The 24755-nt window shown below is 60.2% G+C and carries 20 protein-coding genes, 1 tRNA gene and 2 rRNA genes (1 of these 23 running past the window's edge); 7 read left to right on the forward strand and 16 right to left on the reverse strand.

Annotation, left to right across the window (positions count from 1 at the left end; translation table 11 throughout):
* From J7U39_RS01785 to J7U39_RS01810, 6 genes are all read left to right on the forward strand, one after another.
* A 23S ribosomal RNA gene (locus tag J7U39_RS01785) occupies nt 1-1880 on the forward strand; it begins 1013 nt to the left of the window's first position.
* 217 nt (nt 1881-2097) lie between these two features.
* Nucleotides 2098-2212, forward strand: a 5S ribosomal RNA gene (gene rrf / locus J7U39_RS01790).
* Between the two features lie 225 nt (nt 2213-2437).
* A tRNA-Met gene (locus J7U39_RS01795) sits at nt 2438-2514 on the forward strand.
* Nucleotides 2515-3039: 525 nt separating this feature from the next.
* Nucleotides 3040-4041 carry an NADH-quinone oxidoreductase subunit NuoH gene (gene nuoH, locus J7U39_RS01800; protein WP_210629989.1) on the forward strand — a complete coding sequence of 334 codons (1002 nt, stop codon included), beginning with the start codon at nt 3040-3042 and terminating at the stop codon, nt 4039-4041.
* Nucleotides 4042-4051: 10 nt separating this feature from the next.
* Nucleotides 4052-4618 (forward strand): NADH-quinone oxidoreductase subunit I, encoded by a 567-nt coding sequence (locus J7U39_RS01805; RefSeq protein WP_210629990.1) that lies wholly within the window; start codon nt 4052-4054, stop codon nt 4616-4618.
* Nucleotides 4619-4663: 45 nt separating this feature from the next.
* Nucleotides 4664-5104: a CBS domain-containing protein gene (locus tag J7U39_RS01810; RefSeq protein WP_210629991.1), complete on the forward strand. Its 441-nt coding sequence runs from the start codon at nt 4664-4666 to the stop codon at nt 5102-5104.
* Between the two features lie 177 nt (nt 5105-5281).
* Here the strand turns inward: J7U39_RS01810 and nuoG are convergent, their stop codons facing one another.
* From nuoG to J7U39_RS01895, 16 genes are all read right to left on the reverse strand, one after another.
* Nucleotides 5282-7861 carry an NADH-quinone oxidoreductase subunit NuoG gene (nuoG, locus tag J7U39_RS01815; protein WP_210629992.1) on the reverse strand — a complete coding sequence of 860 codons (2580 nt, stop codon included), beginning with the start codon at nt 7859-7861 and terminating at the stop codon, nt 5282-5284.
* Between the two features lie 33 nt (nt 7862-7894).
* The gene (nuoF, locus tag J7U39_RS01820; RefSeq protein ID WP_210629993.1) at nt 7895-9160 is read right to left on the reverse strand and encodes an NADH-quinone oxidoreductase subunit NuoF; all 1266 of its coding nucleotides are present in this window, start codon (nt 9158-9160) and stop codon (nt 7895-7897) included.
* Between the two features lie 4 nt (nt 9161-9164).
* Nucleotides 9165-9674, reverse strand: a complete 510-nt coding sequence (nuoE, locus tag J7U39_RS01825; protein WP_210629994.1) for an NADH-quinone oxidoreductase subunit NuoE — start codon at nt 9672-9674, stop codon at nt 9165-9167.
* Nucleotides 9675-9690: 16 nt separating this feature from the next.
* Nucleotides 9691-10905: an NADH dehydrogenase (quinone) subunit D gene (gene nuoD, locus J7U39_RS01830; RefSeq protein ID WP_210629995.1), complete on the reverse strand. Its 1215-nt coding sequence runs from the start codon at nt 10903-10905 to the stop codon at nt 9691-9693.
* A gap of 29 nt (nt 10906-10934) precedes the next feature.
* Nucleotides 10935-11471, reverse strand: a complete 537-nt coding sequence (locus tag J7U39_RS01835; protein WP_210629996.1) for an NADH-quinone oxidoreductase subunit C — start codon at nt 11469-11471, stop codon at nt 10935-10937.
* Nucleotides 11468-11971, reverse strand: coding sequence for an NADH-quinone oxidoreductase subunit B (locus J7U39_RS01840; RefSeq protein ID WP_003582024.1), 504 nt, complete (start codon nt 11969-11971; stop codon nt 11468-11470). Before J7U39_RS01840 ends, J7U39_RS01835 begins: the two co-directional genes overlap by 4 nt.
* The gene (locus tag J7U39_RS01845; RefSeq protein ID WP_210629997.1) at nt 11959-12324 is read right to left on the reverse strand and encodes an NADH-quinone oxidoreductase subunit A; all 366 of its coding nucleotides are present in this window, start codon (nt 12322-12324) and stop codon (nt 11959-11961) included. Before J7U39_RS01845 ends, J7U39_RS01840 begins: the two co-directional genes overlap by 13 nt.
* A 100-nt stretch (nt 12325-12424) precedes the next feature.
* Nucleotides 12425-13864: an NADH-quinone oxidoreductase subunit N gene (locus J7U39_RS01850; protein WP_210629998.1), complete on the reverse strand. Its 1440-nt coding sequence runs from the start codon at nt 13862-13864 to the stop codon at nt 12425-12427.
* The gene (locus tag J7U39_RS01855) at nt 13861-15336 is read right to left on the reverse strand and encodes an NADH-quinone oxidoreductase subunit M (RefSeq protein WP_210629999.1); all 1476 of its coding nucleotides are present in this window, start codon (nt 15334-15336) and stop codon (nt 13861-13863) included. The genes J7U39_RS01850 and J7U39_RS01855 overlap by 4 nt, the downstream gene beginning before the upstream one ends.
* A gap of 8 nt (nt 15337-15344) precedes the next feature.
* Nucleotides 15345-17120 carry a Na(+)/H(+) antiporter subunit D gene (locus tag J7U39_RS01860; RefSeq protein WP_210630000.1) on the reverse strand — a complete coding sequence of 592 codons (1776 nt, stop codon included), beginning with the start codon at nt 17118-17120 and terminating at the stop codon, nt 15345-15347.
* Nucleotides 17113-17367: a hypothetical protein gene (locus J7U39_RS01865; protein WP_210630001.1), complete on the reverse strand. Its 255-nt coding sequence runs from the start codon at nt 17365-17367 to the stop codon at nt 17113-17115. Before J7U39_RS01865 ends, J7U39_RS01860 begins: the two co-directional genes overlap by 8 nt.
* Nucleotides 17364-18827: a monovalent cation/H+ antiporter subunit D family protein gene (locus J7U39_RS01870; RefSeq protein WP_210630002.1), complete on the reverse strand. Its 1464-nt coding sequence runs from the start codon at nt 18825-18827 to the stop codon at nt 17364-17366. Before J7U39_RS01870 ends, J7U39_RS01865 begins: the two co-directional genes overlap by 4 nt.
* A gap of 5 nt (nt 18828-18832) precedes the next feature.
* Nucleotides 18833-19135, reverse strand: a complete 303-nt coding sequence (gene nuoK / locus J7U39_RS01875; RefSeq protein WP_210630003.1) for an NADH-quinone oxidoreductase subunit NuoK — start codon at nt 19133-19135, stop codon at nt 18833-18835.
* Entirely contained in the window at nt 19135-19635 is a 501-nt protein-coding gene (locus J7U39_RS01880) for an NADH-quinone oxidoreductase subunit J (RefSeq protein ID WP_210630004.1), read from the reverse strand. The genes nuoK and J7U39_RS01880 overlap by 1 nt, the downstream gene beginning before the upstream one ends.
* A gap of 425 nt (nt 19636-20060) precedes the next feature.
* Nucleotides 20061-20555, reverse strand: a complete 495-nt coding sequence (locus J7U39_RS01885; protein WP_210630005.1) for a DUF305 domain-containing protein — start codon at nt 20553-20555, stop codon at nt 20061-20063.
* 386 nt (nt 20556-20941) lie between these two features.
* Entirely contained in the window at nt 20942-23260 is a 2319-nt protein-coding gene (locus J7U39_RS01895) for a membrane-bound PQQ-dependent dehydrogenase, glucose/quinate/shikimate family (protein ID WP_210630006.1), read from the reverse strand.
* A gap of 217 nt (nt 23261-23477) precedes the next feature.
* Between J7U39_RS01895 and J7U39_RS01900 the strand changes: the two genes are divergently transcribed.
* Nucleotides 23478-24587: an acyltransferase gene (locus J7U39_RS01900; protein WP_210631571.1), complete on the forward strand. Its 1110-nt coding sequence runs from the start codon at nt 23478-23480 to the stop codon at nt 24585-24587.
* The last annotated feature ends 168 nt before the right edge of the window (nt 24588-24755 follow it).

Below are 24755 nucleotides of genomic sequence, written 5' to 3' on the forward strand. Positions count from 1 at the left end.
GGACTCACCGTCTTACTGATCCTAACCAAACTCCGAATACCGGGGAGTACTACTCGGCAGACACACGGCGGGTGCTAACGTCCGTCGTGAAAAGGGCAACAACCCTAACCTCCAGCTAAGGTCCCCAAGTCATGGCTAAGTGGGAAAGGATGTGAGGATCCCAAAACAACCAGGATGTTGGCTTAGAAGCAGCCATCATTTAAAGAAAGCGTAACAGCTCACTGGTCTAAATAAGGGTCTTTGCGCCGAAAATGTAACGGGGCTGAAGCCATGCACCGAAGCTGAGGATGTGTAGCAATACACGTGGTAGCGGAGCGTTCCGTAAGCTGATGAAGGGAGACCCGTGAGGGCTCCTGGAGGTATCGGAAGTGCGAATGTTGACATGAGTAACGATAAAGAGGGTGAGAGACCCTCTCGCCGAAAGACCAAGGGTTCCTGCTTAAAGTTAATCTGAGCAGGGTTAGCCGGCCCCTAAGACGAGGCGGACACGCGTAGTCGATGGGAACCACGTTAATATTCGTGGGCCTGGTGGTAGTGACGGATTGCACAAGTTGTTCATTCTAATTGGATTGGATGGGCAGCGGAGCGGTTCCAGGAAATAGCTCCACCGTATAGACCGTACCCGAAACCGACACAGGTGGTCAGGTAGAGTATACCAAGGCGCTTGAGAGAACTATGTTGAAGGAACTCGGCAAATTGCACGCGTAACTTCGGAAGAAGCGTGACCCCATATGAGGCAACTCTTGTGGGGTGGCACAGACCAGGGGGTAGCGACTGTTTATCAAAAACACAGGGCTCTGCGAAGTCGCAAGACGACGTATAGGGTCTGACGCCTGCCCGGTGCTGGAAGGTTAAGAGGAGAGGTGCAAGCTTTGAATCGAAGCCCCAGTAAACGGCGGCCGTAACTATAACGGTCCTAAGGTAGCGAAATTCCTTGTCGGGTAAGTTCCGACCTGCACGAATGGCGTAACGACTTCCCCGCTGTCTCCAACATAGACTCAGTGAAATTGAATTCCCCGTGAAGATGCGGGGTTCCTGCGGTCAGACGGAAAGACCCCGTGCACCTTTACTATAGCTTTACACTGGCATTCGTGTCGGCATGTGTAGGATAGGTGGTAGGCTTTGAAGCGGGGACGCCAGTTTCCGTGGAGCCATCCTTGAAATACCACCCTTATCGTCATGGATGTCTAACCGCGGCCCGTCATCCGGGTCCGGGACAGTGTATGGTGGGTAGTTTGACTGGGGCGGTCGCCTCCGAAAGAGTAACGGAGGCGCGCGATGGTGGGCTCAGACCGGTCGGAAATCGGTCGTCGAGTGCAATGGCATAAGCCCGCCTGACTGCGAGACTGACAAGTCGAGCAGAGACGAAAGTCGGTCATAGTGATCCGGTGGTCCCGCGTGGAAGGGCCATCGCTCAACGGATAAAAGGTACGCCGGGGATAACAGGCTGATGACCCCCAAGAGTCCATATCGACGGGGTTGTTTGGCACCTCGATGTCGGCTCATCGCATCCTGGGGCTGGAGCAGGTCCCAAGGGTTTGGCTGTTCGCCAATTAAAGCGGTACGTGAGCTGGGTTCAGAACGTCGTGAGACAGTTCGGTCCCTATCTGCCGTGGGTGTAGGAATATTGACAGGATCTGTCCCTAGTACGAGAGGACCGGGATGGACATATCTCTGGTGGACCTGTTGTCCTGCCAAGGGCATAGCAGGGTAGCTATATATGGACGGGATAACCGCTGAAGGCATCTAAGCGGGAAACCCACCTGAAAACGAGTGTTCCCTATCAGAGCCGTGGAAGACGACCACGTTGATAGGCCGGGTGTGGAAGTGCGGCAACGCATGAAGCTTACCGGTACTAATAGCTCGATCGGCTTGATCGTTCTCATTGTTCATGCTCATCAGCCAGAGGCTGATGATGCCTGACCTTTGTCCTGACGCGCCAAGGGCGCTGCGGACGGCCCGCCAAACGATTGGCGACGGCCTCTGGCCTGTATGGGTGCCACAAGCACCCGCAGCCGGAAGAGATCCAAAAGACGTGTTCAAAAAAACAGGCCAACGCCTGCCAGCTTCTCAAATCAATAAGTTGCGCTTTGCCGACCTGGTGGTTATGGCGGGGTGGCTGCACCCGTTCCCTTTCCGAACACGGCCGTGAAACGCCCCTGCGCCCATGGTACTTCGTCTTAAGACGCGGGAGAGTAGGTCGCTGCCAGGTCTGCAAAACGCAACTCAGTTGATAAAAATCTTCTCTGAACAAACCCAAACGGCCAAGGCCGAAACAAAGGGCCGCTCACAAGCGGCCTTTCGTGTTATAATAGTTCCGCGGGGTGGAGCAGCCCGTTCGGCCTAAGATCGATCCACCGGATCGATCTCCAAACGGCCTCACCTCGTCAGGCTACGCCTGACATCGCTCCCGGGCATAACGTCCGGAATGAAATATCGCGGGGTGGAGCAGCCCGGTAGCTCGTCAGGCTCATAACCTGAAGGCCGCAGGTTCAAATCCTGCCCCCGCAACCAATCTTCCCAAAAAGCCCGCCTCGTGCGGGCTTTTTGTTTGGTAACAGCTCGAGAATTTGACGCCTCATCTGCGGCCCGCAAGAAGGAAAAGCCGACGCAGCCCGGACACAAAAACCCCAAATCTTGACCCCGCGACCAATTCAACTTGCAAATTTACCCATGCAAATCGCTTGGCAGAAGCACTCGACATAACCCTCGACGAGCTTTGCGTTTCTGCTGGGCGTTCAACTCCCCGGACGCCGACTGATCTGCCGCGGAACTTTCATTCGGCAGCCATGAGAGCCTCGGCGGTTTTTGATAAGCAAGATGGCGCGGTGTAACCGGCGGAAACGCGAAGCCTTCATCTTGCACAGCGAGCTACTCTTCTCAAAACGTCCTATGCAGAACGCATCACGCCCAGCGACGGCATTGTATGGGGTGCGTCGCCGTTGTACCATGTAGCCTGACAAGTGTGCGCAGTGCTCATTGTAGAGCGGAGCCAAAGCCCCGTCGCGCGCTTCAACCCGATGAATAAGTAGCCGGATCATGGAACTTATCGTCGCCCTTGGCCTGATCGTCTTGAAGGTCGCGTTCCTGATTGCGATCCTGCTGTTGCTACCCTTGCCGCTCACCTGGCTGGAACGCAAGGTTGCCGGGCACATGCAGCAGCGGATGGGGCCGATGCGCGTGGGATGGCACGGGCTGTTGCAGCCGGTGGCGGACGGAATCAAGCTCCTGACGAAAGAGGATCACATCCCGGCTGAGGCCGACCGGTTTCTGTTCAAACTGGCGCCAATCCTGGCACTCGCCCCACCCTTTGTGGTGTTCGTCGCGATCCCCTTCGGCGAAACTGTCTCGGTCCTCGGCCACGGGATCACGCTCTACGTCTCCAACATGAATGTGGCGCTCCTTTTCGTCTTCTCGGTGATCGGGATCGAGGTTTATGGCGTCATCTTCGGCGGTTGGGCCTCCAACAGCAAATACGCTGTCCTGGGCAGCCTCAGAACCTGCGCGCAGATGATCAGCTACGAAATCCCCATGGGGTTCGCGGTCATCGGCGTGGTCATGCTGGCGCAATCCATGAGCCTTCTCGAGATCGTGCGGGCGCAGGCCGATGTCTGGAACATCGTCTACCAACCGATCGGATTCTTCGTGTTCTTCGTCGCCGGATTGGCCGAAGCGCAGCGCATCCCCTTCGACTTGGCGGAAGCGGAAGGCGATCTGGGGGCCGGGTTCCATACCGAATACAGCGGTATCCGCTTTGCCTTCTTTATGGTCAGCGAATATGCCATCGTATTGCTTGTGTCGGTTTTGGTGGTGATCCTGTTCTTCGGCGGTTGGAACGGCGTTCTGGTTCCTTTGCCACCGCTCCTGTGGTTTGCTCTCAAGGTCGCGTTGTTCGTCTATGTGTTTATTTGGTTTCGCTTCACTTTCCCCCGCTACCGCTACGATCAGTTGATGGCGATCGGATGGAAAGTCTTGCTTCCTCTGTCGATGGCGAACATAATTGTAACTGGTGTACTTTTAGGGGCCGTAACGGGTCCATAGCGAGGCGGCGATGTCGCGCGCGCAGGACAGAGTTGGAACATGGATTGGCTGGACGTTTTTTGCCGATCTGGCGAGCGCCTTGGCTCTGACCTTCGGCTACATGTTCTCCAAATCCGTGACCATGCAGTATCCGGACAACGAAAAATGGTTGCCTTACTCGCGTTACCGAGGGCATCACTTTTTGAAGCGTGATGAAGAGGGCGAGATCAAGTGCGTGGCCTGCGAACTCTGCGCGCGGATCTGTCCCTGCGACTGCATCGAAGTCGTCCCGTACGAGGACGAGAAGGGCAATCGCCATCCGGCCAAATTTGAAATCGACACAGCACGCTGCCTGTTCTGCGGGTTGTGCGAGGACGCCTGCCCGGCGGATGCAATCGCGCTTGGGCAACAATACGAATTTTCCAGTTTTTCCTCCGCTGACCTGGTGATCGGGCGCGACGATCTGCTCGTCAAGCCGGGTAAGGCGGCAACCGGCGGCGGCGTGGTTGCCGCGCGCCTCAATACGAAGAAGGACGTAATTGTCGAGACCAACGAGACGCAGGGCTACAACTGGTGGCGGAATATCCGGCGAACATGAACGCGCGCCAGCCATCAAACCGAAGCGCTCAAACAGGAGGCTCAGATGTTTGTCGGTGAAATCATGAAGAACAAGGGTGTCGGTGTCATCGCAGTCGCCCCCGATCAGACGATGGTGGAGGTACTGAGGTTGTTTCGAGACAACAATATCGGCTTCGTCGTCGTGAGCCGCTCGAACAGCAAATACCTGGGTACACTGTCGGAGCGCGATTGCTGCAATGCGATGGCGGAATATGGGGCCGAGGCGGCGGCGATGCGGGTCGCGGACATCATGAACCGCAATGTGGCGATGTGTTCGACACAAGATTTGCTGCCCGTCGCGATGGGGATCATGACCCAGCGGCGCACGCGCCATGTGTTGGTCACGGATGGAGGCAACGTGGTCGGCGTGGTCAGCATCGGAGATGTGGTTAAGCACAGGCTCGACGAAGCGCAGCGTACAGAGCAGGAGCTGCAGGATTACATATGCGGGGCCAGGTATCACTGACGCCGCCAACTCGATGTGATGACGCTGGGGCGGGCAGCTTGCCGCGGAGCCTTGCGGTGCCCCGATCCTAGAGCAATTCCAGGAAAAGTGCGAAGTGGTTTTCCGTCCGGAATTGCGTAAAAACAAAAAGTTAGAGCGGTTCAGCGCTTCCGTGAAAACCTGAACCGCTTGAGATATTCAAACCCCACGCCAGATCCGGCCTGGGCGGTCGACGTCAGGAGTGGGATGCGCCTTCTGGACTTCCACCGCGCATGGATATTCGCCCCGCCGCAGCAGGCTGTTGAGACGCAAGGCTCCATAGTTTTCCGGAACGAAGACGAGGCCCTTGGGAAACCGCCTGTCGACCTTGAGCTGCGCCGACAGTTCGCCTTGGCCGGAACGCACGATTACCCGATCGCCATCCGAAAGGCCAAGCTCCGCAGTATCCTGCGCGCTCATCGCGACATAGGGATCGTTGGCGACCGTGTTCAGCGTGTCCGACCGTTCGGAAAGATATCCGTTGTGGAACAGGCAGTCGCCGGTGATCAGCATGAGCCGGTCGGCTGCTGTTGGAACGGACGGCGGCGCAAGGAACACGCCAGCCGATAATGTCGGTACCGCCCTGGTGAATGCGCCGTCGGCGCCAAGTCCGTCCTGCGTCAACCCCTGATAGGCCGGAACCAGCCGGGCAATCTCGTCGAAAATTTCGCCTCGCGTCGATGGCCGCAGCGCCTGGTTGCGTAGCGCGGCGACGAAGTCGATAATCGCCAGATTGCCTCGCGCCTCGAAAACGGGCTCACGGAACTTGCGAACATTCTGGATCCGGCCTTCGTTGTTGGTGAACGTTCCAGATTCCTCGCCATAGCCCGCCGCGGGCAAGACGACCTCGGCCATGCCCGCCGTCTCCGTGAGGAACGCGTCCTGCACGATCAGGAGATCAGCCGCGCCAAGCGCCCGCGTCACAAAATCCCGGTCGGGATAGGCGACCAGGGGGTCGGTTCCGACGATGTAGAGCGCGCCCATCCGGCCACCGACGCAGAGCTCCAGCATGGCGTCGAGATTCGCGCCGGGTCCGGACGGGATTTGGGCGTCCCAGTTTCGGGCAAGAGCTGCGCGCGCCGCGTCATCGGCGACCGCCCGCAGCCCCGGCAGAGCCGCCGGCAGGACCCCCATGTCCCAGGCACCCATCTGGTTGGCACGGTCGAAGAGAAACTGCATCGCCGGGCCCTTGCCTAGCAGGCGCAGGCCCTGCAGGAGGTTGTTGAGCTGCAGCAGCGTCGCGCGCGCTTCGGGTGATCTCAGGAGGTCGACGCTGACAAGCACGGTGACGCTACGGGCTTCCTTGAGCGCGGTGGCGAGACGATCCGGCCCGTCGCCGCCGGTGCCCGCTGCCGGCCAGCCGATCGTCGCACCGATGTCCGCAATTGAGTCGCCCGGCAAGGTCTGACCGGCCGCCGCCATGAGCGCGGTTACCACCGCCGCAAGGCTTGCCTCTTCTCCGCCCGGCGGCACGCGAACCACCACCCTGGCATCGGCGTCCAGACGCGAGGGCCGCGCCGAAAGCATCAGCAATCCGGCCTGCCGTCGCCGCACGGCGTCTCGCAGCAGGTATTCGGTGACGGGATTCTCCTCGGTCACGTTGCCGCCGACGACGAGCACGCAGTCGTTGCCGATTACGTCGTCCAGCGGTGCGCGGCTGTAGAAAGTTCCCAATAGCGGGCCGAGCGTATCGAAGGGCGCGGCCCAGCGTGACGAACAATCAATGTTGTTGGTCCGGAATACTGTTCGCATCAGCTTCTGGAACTGATAAAGCACCTCGTTGGGCAGGCGAGGCGAGGCCAGCCCGCCGGCATTCTTGGCTTCGACAGCCAGCAGTCGCCGGCGCAGATAGTCCCCCGCTTCGTCCCAGGAAACCGGAACCAGGGCGCCATCCTGACGGATCATTGGCTGCTTGATCCGGTCCCGGCTTGCAACGAAATCGAGGCCGAAGCGTCCTCGCACGCAGAGAGTTTCGTGGTTGACACCTTCGTCCCACTTCGAGCGCACCCGCATGAACTCGCCCTTGCGCGTGCCCACTGTCAGCTGGCAACCGGTGCCACAATGCGGGCAGATCGTGTCGGTCTCTACGAGATCCCAGGGGCGCGCCTTATAGCGGTAGGGGAAGCTCATCAGCGCGCCGACCGGGCAGACCTCGACGCAATTGCCGCACTGGTCGCAACTCGCCAGACTGCCCTCGAAGCCGGTGACGGCGGTATCCATGCCTTTCTCGACGGTGCCCAGCGCCACCGCGCCGACGACCTCCTCGCACATCCGGACGCAGCGCTGGCACTGGATGCAGCGGTTGACATTCATGATGATAACCGGGCTCAGGCGAATGTCCTCGGAGTGGAACACACGTTTGTCATCGCGGAACTGGCTTTCGCGGGGCCCATAGGCCATTACCATGTTCTGAAGCTCGCATTCTCCGCCCTTGTCGCAGATGGGGCAGTCGAGGGGGTGGTTGGCGAGCAGCATGTCGAGCATGGAAGAGCGCGTTTCCTCGATCAGAGGCGTATTCGTCCGCACGACCATGCCATCGGTGACCGCAGTAGCGCAGGACGGCTGCAGCCGCCGCAGGCCCTCGATCTCCACCAGACACATGCGGCAAGAGGCCAGCGGCGGCAGACGCTTCAGATAGCAAAAGGTCGGGATATCGATGCCCAAACGCCGGGCGGCCTGCAACACTGTCGAGCCAGCCTCAACCTCCAGCGTTTGTCCATCGATCGTGACTTTAAGCATGGTTTCCTCACAACCCTTATTCAGCACACTCCTTCAGTGAAACGGGCACCTCCGCTCCTCGACATGGGCGACGAATTCATCTCGGAAATGCGCGAGTGCTGCCCGCAATCCCATCGCTGCACCGTCACCCAAGGCACAAAACGTATTGCCGAAAATGCCCTTGCAGAGCATCTCCAGCTGCTCCAGATCGCCGGGCGCTCCATCCCCGCCTTCAACCCGGCGCAGGACCTTCACAACCCAGTTCAATCCTTCCCGACAGGGCGTGCACTTGCCGCAGGACTCATGGTGGAAGAACTCGACGATCCTGGTGGCGACCTTGACCATGCAGGTGCTATCGTCGATCACGATAACGCCAGCCGAACCGAGCATCGAGCCGGCGGCAGCCAGCGAGTCAAAATCCATTCTCACCTCCAGCCCGTGCTCAGGGATGACCGGCGCGGAGACCCCGCCCGGGATCACTGCCTTGATCTTGCGTCCCGGCAAGGCCCCGCCGGCATGTTCCTCGACCAGCTCGCGCAGCGGTATGCCCATCGGCAACTCGTAGAGGCCGGGTTTGCGCACCTGCCCACTGAGGCAGTAGAGCTTCGGGCCGGGGCTCTTGTCCGGGCCGATGCCGCGGAACCAGTCCGCGCCCCGCATCACGATATGCGGCACGCAGGCCAGCGTCTCGACATTGTTGATTACAGTCGGGCTGGCGTAGAGCCCAGCCACGGCCGGAAACGGCGGCTTCAATCGCGGCTGCGCCCGCTTGCCCTCAAGCGACTCGAGCATCGCAGTCTCCTCGCCGCAGATATAGGCGCCGGCGCCGCAGTGGATGTGGACGGCGAAATTGAAATCCGAGCCCAGAATGCGCTTTCCGAGATAGCCCCTTGCGTGGGCCTCGGCGATCGCCTGCTCCAGACGACGGATCGCCGTCACATATTCTCCGCGAATGTAGACATAGGCGGTTTCAGCCCCAATCGCGTAGGCACTTACCGCCAGCCCCTCAATCAGTTGATGTGGGTCACGCTCCATGATGATCCGGTCCTTGAACGTGCCCGGTTCGCCTTCATCGGCGTTGCAGCACAGATATGTCGGCTTGCCGGCGCGCTTCGGCACGAAACCCCATTTCATGCCCGTCGGGAATCCGGCACCGCCGCGACCGCGCAGGTTGGACCGTTTGACAAGGTCGATAATCTCGTCAGGCGTGTACTCGCGCAGCGCCTTCGCCAGCGCCTGATAGCCGCCTCCAGCCTCGTAGGTCGACACCAAATGACCATCCGCCACATCGACATTTTTGAGAAGAACCGGCTCGAACATGGCGCTACTCTCCCGGCAGCCGCGCAGAGGCGTGCTCGACGCTCGCGGCTCCCGCTATCGCCCGCAGGTTGTCCAGCAGTGCGTTTATCCGCATCACATCAAGGTGGGCGTGGTAATCGTCGCCGACTTGCATCACCGGAGCCATCTCGCAGGCGCCGAGGCATTCGACAGTCGAGAGCGTGAACAGCCCGTCCGGGGTGGTGCCGCCTTTCCTGATCCCCAGCACTGTTTCCAGATGGTCTAGCAGGTCCTGCGATCCGCACAGCATGCAGGAAACATTGTTACAGAGCTGCAGGTGGAACATCCCCACCGGTTCGGTATGGAAGAGGGTGTAGAAGGTCGCCAACTCGTAGACCCAGATCCGCTCGACTCCGAGAATGTCGGCGATCTCTTCCAACACTGGCCCAGGCAGATGGCCATGTACTTCCTGCGCGATCAGGAGCGCGGGCATGATCGCAGAGCGCTGGTCGGGATACCGCGCCGCCGCCTCTTCGATCTTTTCGCGCATGGTCATCGCATTCAAATCCTTGCTACTTGTCCACCTCCGCCATCACGGGATCAAGGCTGCCGAGCACGGCGATCATGTCCGCCAGATAGCGGGCGTTCGTGACCCCGAAGAGGGCCTGAAGATTGACGAACGAGGGGGCCCGCACCTTCATGCGGAACGGTTTTGGAGACCCGTCGCTGATGATGTAAAAGCCAAGCTCGCCCTTTGGCGCCTCGATTGCCGAATAGACCTCGCCCCTCGGCACCTTGAAGCCGTAAGCCGACAGGTCGAAATGCTGGATCAGCGCCTCCATCGAGCAGTGCACCCGATCCTTGTCCAGCGGGAAGGCGATTGTCGGTATGTCGATCTGGAACGGCCCCTCAGGCATCTGGTTGATGCATTGTTCGATGATCCCTATGCTCTCGCGCATCTCATCGACGCGGCATCGCCAGCGTGCATAGCAATCGCCCTCGTCACGGGTGATGACGTTGAAATCGAGCCGGTCGTAGATCTCGTAGGGCTCGTCGCGCCGGATGTCCCAGTCGACACCGGAAGCTCGCAGGTTCGGGCCGCTGAGGCCGAGATCGACAGCATCCTCTGCGGAGATCACGCCGATCCCCTTCGTGCGATTGAGAAACACCCGGTTATCTTCGAGCAGTCGCTCATAGTCGCGGATACGGTTCGGAAAGATGTCGCAAAACTCCCGGATCCTGGGGAAGAACCCATCAGGCAGATCCTCGCGCACCCCGCCAACCCGGCAGAAGGACGTGTGCATGCGCGCACCGGTGATCATTTCCAGGAGGTCCATGATCATTTCACGCTCGCGCATGACGTAAAGCAGCGCGGTCATGGCGCCGAGATCCATCGGCAGCGCGCCGGTGATCAGGAGGTGACCGGAGATCCGTGCTAGCTCGGCCATCATCACGCGGATATATTGCGCTCGGATTGGGGCTTCTATGCCGAGGAGTTTCTCGACCGCCAGCGCGAAGGCGAGGTTGTTCGAGGGCGGACAGAGATAGTCGAGCCGATCCGTCAGCGGGAAAATCTGGGTATAGGTGAAGCTCTCCGCCAGTTTTTCAGTGCCACGATGGAGATAGCCGATATGCGGATCGACGCGCTCGACGAACTCGCCGTCCAGTTCGAGGACGAGCCGAAGAACCCCATGGGTGCTGGGGTGCTGCGGACCGAGGTTGAGAAGCACTTCTCTGGTATTGAGCGCTTCACCCTCAGGCCTGCTGAGCTCGGTGACTTCAGTCATCTCAACGTTCCGGCGTAGAACGGCCTCCCTTACGGAATGTCCCTGGTGGCAAGGTCGGGCTGTGTTGGCGGCGGACCCTCGGCACCGAAGGGGTTCAACTTGTCCTTATAGCCCCTGAGGGGGAAATCCTTGCGTTGCGGAAAGCCCTCGAAGCCTTCCCACATGTAGATCCGGCGCAGATCGGGATGTCCCTCGAACCGGATACCATACATGTCCCAGGCCTCACGCTCATGCCAGTTGGCGGTACGCCAGACGCCCGTGACCGAAGGCACTTCAGGAGGATCGCCAAGTCGGCACTTGATGCGGACCCGCCACCTGTTGGGCAGCGAGTAAAGATGGTAGACCGCCTCGAACCGCGGCATTTCGGGATAATGATCGACGCCGCAAATGTCCGAGAGGAAATTGAACTGCAGCGCCGGATGCTCTTTCAGGAGCCGGCAGAACTCAACGATCCTCTCGGGCGCAACGGCAAAGGCTTCGATACCGTGCGCAGTGCCGAGGTCCTCGATTGTTTCTCCGAAGCGCTCCAGGATCGGAGCGCGATTGAGGGACGGCTCCGCATTCATGACGCTATAACCCGATCCAGAGGTGTGCCGGCGAGCGCCCGGGACCTCTTGATCTTTTCTTGAAGCAGAAGGAAGCCGTGCATCAGCGCCTCGGGCCGGGGCGGACAGCCAGGCACATGCACATCGACGGGCACGAAGGTTTCCGACCCCTGCACCACGGCATAGGTGTTGTAGACCCCGCCCGAAATAGCGCAGGTGCCCATGGCGATCACCCAGCGCGGTTCCGGCATCTGGTCGTAGAGTCGCCGCACGACGGGCGCGAATTTCCGGGTCACGGTGCCGGCGATGATCATGACGTCGGATTGTCTCGGCGAAGGGCGGAACACCACGCCGAACCGGTCGAGATCGTAGCGGGCACAACCGGCCGAGATCATCTCGATGGCGCAGCAGGCAATGCCGAAGGTCTCCGGCCACAGCGCCGATCTCCGGCTCCAACTGATGATGCTGTCGGCCGTGGTGAACAGCACGCTGTCGCGGATCGCGTTGTTTACGCCTCCCATTCCAGCGCTCCTTTCAGCCAGGCGTAGGCGAAGCCCACGAGAAGCAGCAATATGAAGACGATCATCTCGATATAGCCGACCAGCCCGATCTCTTTCAGGACGACGGCCCAGGGAAAGAGGAACATCGCTTCGACATCGAAAACGACCAGCAGGATCGCGAGGATAAAGAACGGCACCCTGAAGCGGCCCGCCGCCGCCTCGCCCGCTGCGTCCATGCCGCATTCATAAGGCATGTTCTTGGCGGGATAGGGATTGGATGGGCGCAGCAGCGAGGAAACCAACAACGTCACCCCCGCCACCAGAACGACTCCGGCGATCATGAAAAGAACCGGCAAGAATTCCATTGCAGTCATATCACTGCACCGGTTGCCCACCGACCTCATCCCGACTTGGGCAATCCTTCCTTCTCTTTCAAGTCTATTCCGTCGGTGTGATCATTGCAAATCCAATCGCTCACCCGCCAAAGACCGAGTCTTGGGCAAGCTTCAGAAACCACGACGGAAATAGGCCGATGCCGATGGTGCCGGCAGCGGTGACGGCGAGTGTCGCGCCCACCAGAGGCGTCAGCGCCGGGGCGAACGCCCTCTTCGGCTCGTGCATATAGATCACCATGACGATGCGGATGTAGAAATAGGCGGCGACCGCGCTGAACAGCACTGCGATGACCGCCAGCATGACGAAACCATGCTCGACGAGGGCGACCAGCACGTAAAACTTGGCGAAGAACCCGGCGGTCGGCGGAATGCCGGCCAATGAGAAGAGATAGAGCAGCATCAGAAGCGCCAGCCCCGGATGTGACTTGGCGAAACCCGCATAGTCTTCGATGACCTCGCCCGAGAAATCGCCGTTCCGCATCATGACGACGGCGCCGAAAATGCCGAGATTCATGAAGGCGTAGATCAGCAGATAGAGCATCACGCTGGCGATCCCATCGGCGCCGCCAGCGGCCACGCCGAAAATGGCGAAGCCGGCATGGGCGATACTGGAATAGGCCAGGAGACGCTTGAAATTATCCTGCACCAGCGCCACGAAGCTGCCAAGCGCCATCGTCACCACCGCGATGACGGCAACGATGATCCAGACGTCCGAGGCTGCGACCAGAGGGTTGAGGAACACCCGCAGAATCACCGCGAACCCCGCCGCCTTGGGGCCTACCGACATGAAGGCGGTGATCGTTGTCGGCGCGCCTTCATAGACGTCCGGCAGCCACATGTGGAAGGGAACCGCGCCGACCTTGAAGACCAGCCCGGCGACGATGAAGACCACCGCCAGCAACAATCCTGGATCGAGCGGATCGCCAGTCACGGCTGCAGCCATCCCGTCCAGTTGCGTTGTGCCGGTGAGCCCGTAGACCAGCGAAACGCCGTAAAGGAAAATCCCGGTCGAGACCGCGCCGAGGATGACATATTTCAGCGCTGCTTCGTTCGACCGCCGCTCACGCCGCAGGAAGCCGGTCAGCACATAGGTGCAAATCACCATCAGTTCGAGGCCTGCATAGATCGACAGGAGATCGGTCGCCGAGGCCATGATCATCATGCCCGAAAGCGCAAAGAGCAGCAGGACATAGTATTCGCTGCTCCCGATCCCTTCGATATCGGCATATCTTCGCGAAAGGAGGAATGTCAGAACGGTGGCTAGGTAGAAAACGAACTTGAAGAAGACCGCGAAGCGGTCGGCGACGAACATGCCCGTGTAGGCCGGCCGTACCTCGCTCGCCAGCATGAGCGTCGCCAAGGCGGCAATCAATATGATCGCGACCGACGCCCAGACAAGGAAATCTTCCTGTCCCCTTCGCACAAACTGTCCCAGGATCAGCAGGATGCAGGCGCCGGTGATCACCACGATCTCGGGCAGGCTCGCTAGGGCCGACTGGAAAAGCGCGGCGGCGGTCATTGGCCGCTCCCCCTACTGTGCACATGTGTCACCAGATGCTTCACCGAGGCATCGATGACGTTGAGAAAGGGTTTCGGATAGAGCCCGACCCAGAGCACGAAGACGGCCAGCGGCAGGATCGCAGCCATCTCACGGGCGTTCACGTCGCGTATCGTTAACCGGGCGCTTGCGCTGGCCGGGCCCAGCGCGACCTTCCCATACATGCCGAGCAGATAGGCAGCCCCCAGCAATGCGCCCAGAACGGCGGCCGAGCCAAAGACCAGGTTGGCCGCAAATCCCCCTGACAGCACCAGCAATTCGCCCACGAACGAATTCGTTCCCGGCAACGCCATCGACGACAGGGTAAACAGTGCCAGAAACGTGGTGTAGACCGGCGCCACCTTCATCAACCCGCCATAGTCGGCGATGCTGCGGGTATGGGTCCGCTCGTAAATCAGCCCGACGAACAGGAAGAGGGCGCCTGTCGTCACGCCATGATTGAACATCTGCAGGATGCCGCCCTCGAGCCCGCGGAGGTTCAGCGCAAAAATCCCCAGTGTTACGAAGCCCATGTGGCTGATGCTGGAATAGGCCACCAGCTTCTTCAGATCGTCCTGCGCCAGCGCGAGCAACCCGCCATAGACGATCGCAAGCACCGAAAGCGCGAGCATCAGCGTCGAATAATACATCGATGCCTCCGGCAGCATCGGCAGCGAGAACCGCAGGAATCCGTAGGCGCCCATCTTCAGGAGCACGCCGGCGAGGATAATGCTGCCCGCCGTCGGCGCCTGCACATGGGCGTCCGGCAGCCAGGTATGGAGCGGCACCATCGGCACCTTGACCGCAAAAGCGATCAGGAAGGCGAAGAACAGCCAGGACTGGATCCGGAACGGCAAGTCCTGCTCTGTCAAGGCGAGGATATCGAAGGTCCTGCCACCGTAGAAATAGAGCACGATGACACCGATCAGGAACAGGAGGCTGCCCGCCAGCGTGTAGAGGAAAAACTTGATCGCCGCATAGACCCGACCCTCGCCGCCCCACACGCCGATGATGAGGTACATCGGGATCAGCATCGCCTCCCAAAAGACGTAGAAAAGGAACAGATCGAGCGCACAGAAGACGCCGAGCATCAGCGCTTGCATGAAGAGCAGGCAGATCATGAATTCCTTCACCTTGCTGTCGATCGCGACCCAGGAGGCGAGCACGCAGATCGACCCCAACAGTGCGGTCAGGAACACGAAGAGCGCGCTGATTCCGTCGATGCCAAGGGCATAATTGATCCCGAGCGCGGGTACCCACGGGTGCGTCTCGGTGAACTGCATGGCATGGGTCGTGGTGTCGAAGCTGACCAGCATGGCGATGCAGAGCGCAAGGTCGAGGACGGTGAAAGAGAGCGCAGTCCACCGCACCGCATCGGCACCGCGCAGGAACATCAGAATCGCGGCCCCGACAACGGGTGTGAATATGATGAGGCTGAGCAGCGGGAAGCCCATGGCACCCCCTATCGCCACGCCACGACGAAGACGGCGGTGGCTGCGATAAGACCGACGATCATCGCTAGCACGTAATGGGTCACGACACCCGTCTGGAGCCGCCTGAGCCGCCCGCCGCCGTTCAGGATCGAATGCGCAATGCCATTCACGACGGCATCCACGCCGGCAAGATCGAGCCGGAGTCCTGCCCGCGCCGCGCCGCGCAGCAAGGGCAGCGCCGCGGTCTCGGAGACATTGCTCACCGCCTGCTCATAGCGCGCCAGCGGTCTTTCGGCGAGCCACATGAAGGCCCGCGCACCCTTGCGGTAAAACCAGTCAGTGTCGAGGCTGATCGTGTTCTCGGGATCGAGCGCCCAGAGGAACAGCACGAACCCCAGGGCGGTGAACATCAGCAGCCCGAGGCTCTCCATCACATGCAAACCCGTATAGGGTTCGAAATCAACCGGATAGGGCAGAAGCGCATAAAGCGGCTGGGGGAACACCCCGATCGCAATGCAGAGCACCGCCGCCATGCCCATGGCAATCAGCATGTTGCGCGGCGGCTCCCGCGCCTCCAGTTTCCGGTCCGTCCCGAAGAACATGTAATAGGGAAGCTTGAGGCCAGTGTGCAGGAACGTCCCGGACGATGCCATGGTCAGCGCCAGCACCACCAGTGCGCGGTGATCCGCTCCTGCAGCCGCTATCACCATCGATTTGGTGACGAACCCCGAGAAGAACGGGAAGGCCGAGATCGCGAAGGCGCCGACCATGTAAAGCGCCACGGTCAGCGGCATGGTTTTGTAAAGCCCGCCAAGCTCGGTGAGCTTGCGTCGGCCGGTAACGTAGATGACGGCGCCGGCACCCATGAACAGCAGCGCCTTGTAGAGGATATGCGCGAAGGCGTGGCTGGTGGCTCCGTTCACCGCCATCTCGGTCCCGATGCCGATACCCGCGATCATGTAGCCCACCTGGCTGACGATGTGATAGGCGAGAAGCCGCCGGCAATCGTTCTCCAGCACGGCGTAGATGACGCCGTAGAGCGCCATGATGGTGCCGAGCCAGACAAGAAGCTCGGTCCCCGGAAACGCCCGCGCCATCACATAGACGGCGGTCTTGGTGGTAAACGCGCTCATGAACACCGCCCCGGTGACGGTCGCCTCCGGATAGGCATCGGTCAGCCAGGCATTGAGCGGCGGCACGGCCGCGTTGAGGATGAAGCCGGCGAGGATCAGGTAGTCGCCGACCCCCATTCCTCCGTTGGTGAGGGCCCCCGCGATCGGGCCGAAAAGCAGTGAACCGGTGGCGAGCCCGTGGGAAATGATGCCGCCGAGCAGGACGACGCCGCCGGTGATATGGACCATGAGGTAACGGAACCCGGCCCGGATCGCCGGCCCACCATGCTGCGCGAAGACCAGATAGGCGGAGGCGAATGCCATGCCCTCCCAGAACAGGTAGAGGGTCAGGTAGTCACCGGCAAACACCACGCCAAGTGCGCTGCCGACATAGACGAATGCCGCCACGTGCTGGCCGGCATCCGTCAGGTGCAGCGCGTAGACCATGCCGATCAGCGCCATGATGGTGAAAACGGTGGCAAAGACGATGCTGAGCTTGTCCACTTTCGCGATCAGGATCTCCTGCCCGATGAACCGCGCTTCGCCATAGCTGCCCGGCTCCATCGCAAGCACGGCAAGGATCGCCAGCGCAGGGATCAGAAGCAGATAGGCCTTGCGGACCCACCCGCCGAGGAAAGGGATCGGCAGGGCGCCAAGAATAAAGAGCAGAGCCGGATGGATGAAGTCAGTCATAATAGTCCTCGCGCCGCATCAGCCCGACCCGATGGCCGAGAAACTTGGAAACGAAGATAAGCAGGACACAGGAGACGAATCCGTAGACGGCGGACCAGCCCGGCAGACTGTCCCACAGATATTCGGCGTGCTCGCGGAAGACCAGAAAGTCGGCGACGACGATCAGGACGAGCACGAGGTAGAACAGTCGGCGCCGCCGCCTCGCATATTGCTCGGCACCAAAGAAGTCGACGACACGCTTGATCATCGGATCACTCCGTCTGCCAGGGTAAGAAAATAGCTCGGGAAAATGCCCATCAGCACCGACAGGATCGCCGTTGCGACCAGCGGAATCGTCACCAGTGGAATTTCACGGACCGTCGTGCGGCTCTCCTGCGTCTCCGCCTGGAAGAAGGCGGCATAGCTGACCGGCAGGAAATAGGCGGCGTTCAGGATTGAGCTCACCAGGAGCACGACCAGGAACGCGGTCTCTCCCGCCGCCACGGCCCCCTTCGCCAGATACCACTTGCTGACGAAGCCCGCGGTCGGCGGTATCCCGATCATGCTGAGCGAGGCGACGAAAAATGCCCCCATCGTCCAGGGCAGCCTGCGGCCGATACCGGCCATGTCGCTGATGTTGCGCTTGCCCGACGCGCAATAGATCGACCCGGCGCAGAAAAAGAGCGTGATCTTGGAGAATGCGTGCGCCGCGATGTGGATGATCCCGCCGACCATCGCGACCGGCGACAACAGAACCGCGCCCAGGACGATGTAGGAGAGCTGGCTGACCGTCGAATAGGCGAGCCTGGCCTTCAGGTCGTCCCGCGTCAGGGCGTAAACCGACGCCATCAGGATCGTGAACGAAGCCAGATAGGCCGTGGCGATGCCGAGACCCAGCCCACCCACTAGTCCGGTGCCGAAAACATGGAACACCACCCGCAGAACGCAGAACACGCCCATCTTGACCACTGCCACTGCATGCAAAAGCGCGCTGACCGGTGTCGGCGCGACCATCGCGGCGGGCAGCCAGGCGTGCATCGGCATCACGGCGGCCTTGGCGAAGCCGAAAAGATAGCAGAAATAGACGACCGTCAGCAGCGCCGCCGAGGCATCGCTCCCCGCCAGCAGTCCCCCCGCGACAAAGTCGAGCGACCCCGCAATATGGTAAGTCAGCGCCAGTGCGGCGAGCAGCGCGCTTTTCGAGGCGCCCATCAGATAAACGAGGTACTTGCGGCCACCCCTCCATCCCTCCTCGTCCTCGTGGTGGTAGACGAGCGGATAGGTGACGAGGCTGAGCACCTCGTAGAAGATCACCAGCGTAAACAGATTGGCGGCGAAGGCGCCCCCGGCGGCGGCCGCAAGACTGCTGGCGAAGCAGGCGAAGAACCGGGTCTGCGCATGCTCGTTCAAATGCCGCATGTAGCCAATGGAATAGATCGCCGCCACGATCCATAGCAGCGACGAGACGGTGGCAAACACCATTCCGAGCGCATCGACCCGGAAAGCAAAGTCGATCCCCGGCAGAATCTCGAACAGGCGCAATTCGACCGTCCCGCCCGCCAGCACCGTGGGCGCCATCGACAAGACAATCGCGAACATGGCGATCGCGGCCAATGGCGAGACCAGATTGCGAAGTCTCTCGCGGTTATTCAAAAGGAGAACTGCAAGGGCGGCCAGACCGGCGACGGCGATGGCAAGCAACGGCCGGATCGATACAACCGGGTCCAAAGCCGCTATCCTTTCATCACCGTCACGTCGTCGATCTTGAGGGTGGATTTGTTCCTCACGAGGGCAACCAGGATACCGAGGGCGACGGCAACTTCCGCCGCGGTGATTGCGATGACGAAGATCGCGAAGATCTGCCCGCGGAAATCGGCGTGGTAACGCCCGAAAGCGGTGAAATTGATGTTGACCGAGTTGAGCAGCAGCTCCAGCGACATCAGTACGACAAGAATATTGCGCCTGAGCAGCACGCCCGCCGCTCCGATCACGAACAGGACCACTCCGAGCACAATATACCACCAGAGCGGAACCATCACCCCTGCTCCTTCCGCGCCAGCATGATGGCGCCGACCAAGGCCGCCAGCAGGATTACGGAGGCGGTTTCAAACGGCAGGAGATAGTCGGCGAAAAGTGCTGTGCCAAGCTGCCTGACCTCATCGCCGCCGCCCATCGCGACGGGCTCCACGACCGAAAAGCGGTCGCTCCAGAGCACCAGCACGAGCATCTCGACCCCGAGCAGGACGAGCAGTATCAGAGCCGGGAGGTTGCCGCCCGGCAAGAACCGCTGCAACACCGCTTCGCGCACATCGATCATCATGATCACGAACAGGAACAGGACCATGATCGCGCCGATATAGACGAAGATCTGGATGACCGCGAGCAACGGCGCCTCGAGCAAGACGAAGATTGCGGAGATCTGCAGAAAACACGCCATCAGCGCCAATGCGCTGTGAACCGGATTGCGCGCCAGGACCACCGTCAGGGCCGTGATCACGGATACCGCAGCGAACAGAAGAAAGAACCCCTGATCCATCGACGCCGACCCTCCGACGCGAACTGCCACTCGGCGCGAGACGGCCGGGTTCGAGACTGCGCCGCAACTTCAGATGCCTTCGCAAATTGTGCCCTAGTATCGGATTTTTCACAAGATTATTGTCATCGGGGGAGCAAGATCGAGTCCGTCCGGATGTGGCGAAGGTCGCTTGCCAAGCGCGCGCTTTCGATGGGGCCTGCAAGCAGGCGAAGCCGACGACGCGGGACAGAAAACAACAAATCCTGCTTCCCAAATCAACATTCGCCAAGCCGCCAATAGGCGCATTGGTATAAGCTCGGGGCCGAGAAGGTAGAGCATGGACGGGCGAGAAATTCCTCTTGCAGGCCATCTTCGTCTCCCGGTTGAATGGTGGTCGACGAGGCTGGAGCGGCTGTCTCGATTGCCTTCTTGACATCCGTGGGCGCTTACCGCGCACCCTGATCCAGGCGCGTGCGGATCGCGTTCATCTGCTCGATCTCCGCACGCTGGCCGCGCGAGATATTGGCGCAGAGCGCGACCAGTTCAGGATCGTTGAGGGCGGCTTCCCGGCACATGAGGATTGCACCTGAATGATGAGGCACCATGGAGGCGATGAATTGGCGGTCGCCTATGAGAGCCTGTGTGCGAGTGCCTGCAAATGCCGCGACGAACAGGATCACAAGGCCGACATGGATTGCGGCGTTCAGCTTCCTGTTCCGGTACATGCCGCCCATGGTGGCGAGCATGATGATGCCCATCGGGGCCACCATCGTCAGCGCCATGTAGAGCATGTTGAGATTGTTCCGGAAATCGCTCCAGCCATCGATCATCGAAAACATCACGAAGTACATGACGATGAGGCTGAGGATCATGTTGACAGCGAACATGGAATAGGGATGCCTGCTCATCTCCTCATGTCGGGAATTATGGTGGTCGCGCATCGCTAACTTCCTTCCGGCCTCCGGACCGAGTCGGAAGGCGGTTAAAGCAATTCCAGGAAAAGTGCGAAGCCGTTTTCCCTCCGGAATCGCGTCAATCCAAAAGGTTAGAGCGGTTCTGCGCTTCCGTGAAAAGCTGAACCGCTCCAGATATTTCCGAGGCAACAACTCGGAGGCATATCGCCTTAACCTTGCATGGGCGGGTTGGTTCCCGGGTTACCAGAGCTTGCCGGATGCGGGAGCCCGAGCTTGCTGATCAGATCGCGCCGTCATAAGCGATCTACGTCATCATCCCCGTCGCCATGTGGTCCAGGTGGTGGCAGTGCAGCGGCCAACGGCCGGGATTGACGGTATCGAGCTGTGCCAGGTGGCTTCGTGTGATTGCCTCGCTAGTTCCCGTCTTTCAGGGAGAAGGCGAGTACATAGTCGCCGACATCAGTCGAATTTGCTGCTCCGCCAATCGAGACCAGAACATATTGCTTGCCTGTCTTCGGTGAGACGTAGGTCATCGGCGTCGCACTCGAGCCGACCGGCAGAGGAAATTTCCAGAGTTCGTTGCCGTTCTCGGCGTCATAGGCGCGGATGTAGTAGTCCTGGAAGCCGGCAAAGAAGACGACGCCGCCGGCGGTCGTAGATGTGCCAGCATAGGTCGGCAGGCCCATCGACATGGGTAAATTCATCTTGATCTTGAACGGTCCGAGCTGTTCAGCAGTCCCGGCCGGCACCTGCCATGCGATTTGGCGTGTGTTCAGATCCACGGCCGTCAGCGTGCCCCATGGTGGTTGCGTACAGGGAATGCGCAGTCTCGACGTCCATTTCTCGGTCGTCATACCATAAGGTGTGCCGCGCTGTGGGGCGGAGGGGCCGTGCGCGGTCGTGACGAGGGCGAAATCGACGTAATCGGCCCGCGGAACGAGGGCGAAGATGCTGGGAACGCGAATGTCGTTCATGAAGACGCGGTTGTTGGCCAGGTCGACCGAGACGCTTCCCCAGTTGAGACCGCCCAGATTTCCCGGCTGCTGAAGTGCGGGATGCGTGCCGATCGGGGTGAAATCGCCGTCGTAGCGCATCTTGCGAAAGGCGATGCGGCAGGCCAGCTGATCGAACATCGTCAGGCCCCAGGCCCGCTGCTCCGTGACACGTTCCGCACCGATCGTCGGCATGCCGACGGAATAAGGCTGTGTCGGTGACAGTTTCTCCTCCGGCGCGCCGCCCGTTTGCGGCACCGGCTTTTCCTGAACTTCGGCGAGGGGAAGGCCGGTCTGGCGATTGAGCAGGAAAAGCTGCCCACGTTTGGTGGTCTGCAAGATGGCCGGCACGGTGGCGCCATTGCCATCGGGCAGGTCGATCAACAGCGGTTGGGCCGGCAGATCATAGTCCCAGATATCGTGATGCACGGTCTGGAATTTCCATCTCTCCCTGCCGGTCGTCACATCGAGCGCCACCAATGTCGCGTTGTACTGATCGGCGAAAGCCGGACGACTGGCGCCGTAATAATCCGGCGTGGTATTGCCGAGCGGGGCATAGATGAGGCCGAGTTTGTCGTCGAAGGCGGCTGTCGTCCACATATTGGGCGTGGCGCGGGTGTAGGTCTCGCCTGCTGGCGGAAGCTTGGTGATCGCAGGATTGCCGAGATCCCAGGCCCATTCGAGCTCACCGGTCACCACGTTGAATGCGCGGATCACGCCTGACGGCTCGCCGACCTCCTGATTGTCGATGACCCAGCCTCCGATGACAATCAGGTTGCGGGCAATCAGCGGAGCCGATGTCTGGAAATAGTAGCCGGTCTTGATTTCACCCATGCCCTGAGAGAGCTGCACGGTGCCGTTGTCGCCGAAGCCCGTGCATGGCGCGCCGGTCTTGCTGTCGATCTCGAGGAGGCGGGCATCGATGGTCGTCTGTATCAGGCGCTCGTTGCAGAGGCCATCGGGCGATCGGCTCTCCTCCGGCATCTTGTAATAGCCGAGGCCGCGGCAACGCTGCCAATAAGGCGCCGACGCCTTCGGATCGAAGGTCCAGCGGGGTTTTCCGGTATCGGCATCAAGGGCGGCGATCACATCCGTCGGCGTGCAGGTGTAGACCGTATCGCCGATCTGCAAAGGCGTGTTCTGGTCGACGCCGTCGCCTCTTCCGGTGCGATATGTCCAGGCAAGGTCAAGCTTGGCAATGTTGCCGCGATTGATCTGGTCGAATGGGGAATAGCGATCTCCGGCCGTGCTGCGGCCGTAGGATGTCCAATCGGAGGGGGAGTTGTCGCCTCTGACCGTCTTGTAGGCAGGAATATCGCCGGAGGGGCGGATCACCTGATGCGGCGTGAAAGCAAGGGCAAAGCCTGCGGCAAACAGAATGGCGGCAAGCAGGGCGCCGCCGTGGAAGAGCTTCCGGCTGGCGGTCGGCAAACGCGCTGGTGCAAAAAGAAGCGCAAATCCCGCCAGCGCGATCGGGGACATCAAGCGTGCGAAGAGCCCCCAGAAATTGGTGCCGGACTCCCATAATGCCCAGGGAAGGGTGAAAACGGCGATAAGCAGGATGATGAGTGCGCCCAGTCGCTTGCGGCGCCATAGCAGAACGGCCGCAATGAGGTAGGCAAGCCCTGTGATTGCGTAATAGGGCGAGCCGCCGAGGCTGAGCAGCAAGGCGCCGCCTCCCATCAAGCCCAGTCCGATAAAGGCGAGAACGATACAGAACAGAGCGGCCAGAAATTTCATTCGTTCCTCATCCAATTCGCTGCGCGATCGCCCGTATTCGTCTCCGACCGTGAAACGGCGCCTCGGGCAGCACAGCGCCATTGGACCGATGGTCAGCTATTCGTCCCGAAGCGGGCAGTCCCTCAAATTTTTCCTGATGTAGCTCTGGTCACTGACACGTGTCCCCGAGCCGGCAATGATGCTTGCGATTGCGTCAAAACTTCTGAAAGGGTCACTGATGGTTCTCGGCGAAAAGCTTGATCTGGCGAAGGGGCGGCCGACAGGATTTGACTACATGCGATTGCTGTTGGCCTTTTCGGTGCTTTGGATACATACGGCTCGCGTCACCTATGGCGATGATCTGTTTTTGTGGGAAACGCCCCTGCGTCCTTTTATCAAGTCGGTGCTGCCCATGTTCTTTGCCTTGAGCGGGTTCCTGGTCGCCGGCAGTCTCGGGCGGTCGAAGACGTTGATCTCCTTTCTTGGCAATCGATTTATCCGGATTTACCCCGCCCTGGCAGTGGAAGTGTTTCTGGCTGCTTTTATACTTGGAGCGATCTATACCGAGTATGACCTCAGTAACTACTTTACCGACCCCCAGTTTTTTGCATATCTGCTGAATGTCACCGGGCACATTCACTTCAATCTTCCGGGGGTGTTCCCGAGCAATCCTGACGCCGCGATGGTGAACGGGCAGCTCTGGACCGTGCCCTTCGAACTTGAATGCTACGTCGCGATTGCCGCGCTTTTCCTGCTCGGCGTGGTCAGGCGGCGCGTGCTCGCGCTCATCGCAACGACGGCGTTGATCGTGGGTTTTGGGCTTGCGAGATATTGGAAGCATGAAAGCAACTGGGCATCCATGCCTACGACCGCGTCGGGGAATCTGCTGATCGGCGCCTTCCTCGTGGGCGTGACCATCTATCTCTATAGGGACAAGATTCTGTGGGATGTCCGCATCTTCATCGCTGCTGTGGCCGTCATATTGTGGGCTTATTGGTTCAGCTCCTTTGGGGACTTCGTTGCCATTCCGGCTATTGGATATGTAACGGTCTTTCTCGGCCTGACCTCGCCCCGCAAGCTCGGAGTGCTTCAGGGGGCCGACTACTCCTACGGCGTATTCCTCTATGGCTATCCCATCCAGCAGGCCTTCGTCGCGCTCGGACCCTGGGCGCATAACTGGTGGCTGAATGGGATCGTCTGCAGCATCATTGTCACTTGTTTTGCCGCCTTCTCATGGCGATTCATCGAAAGGCCGGCGTTGGAATTGAGGAAACAGGTGACCTGGCTCGAGAACCTCTACCTGCAGCGCGGCACAAGACGGGAATTGGCCGGCGCGGTTTTGAAATAGGCTTCTCGACCGCCCATCCGGGAGTGTGCGTGACCAGCAGAGAGATCATCGGGGTTTGCGGTCGCCGCGAGCCTTGTTGATGCGCGGCGACTATTCCAGATGAAAGGCTTATGCCGACCGCAACATGACTTTTCGGATGTTGCTGCACCGAGTGCGCTGCATGTCAGC

Source organism: Rhizobium sp. NLR16a (assembly GCF_017948245.1).
In the GTDB taxonomy this organism is placed as follows: Bacteria; Pseudomonadota; Alphaproteobacteria; order Rhizobiales; family Rhizobiaceae; genus Rhizobium.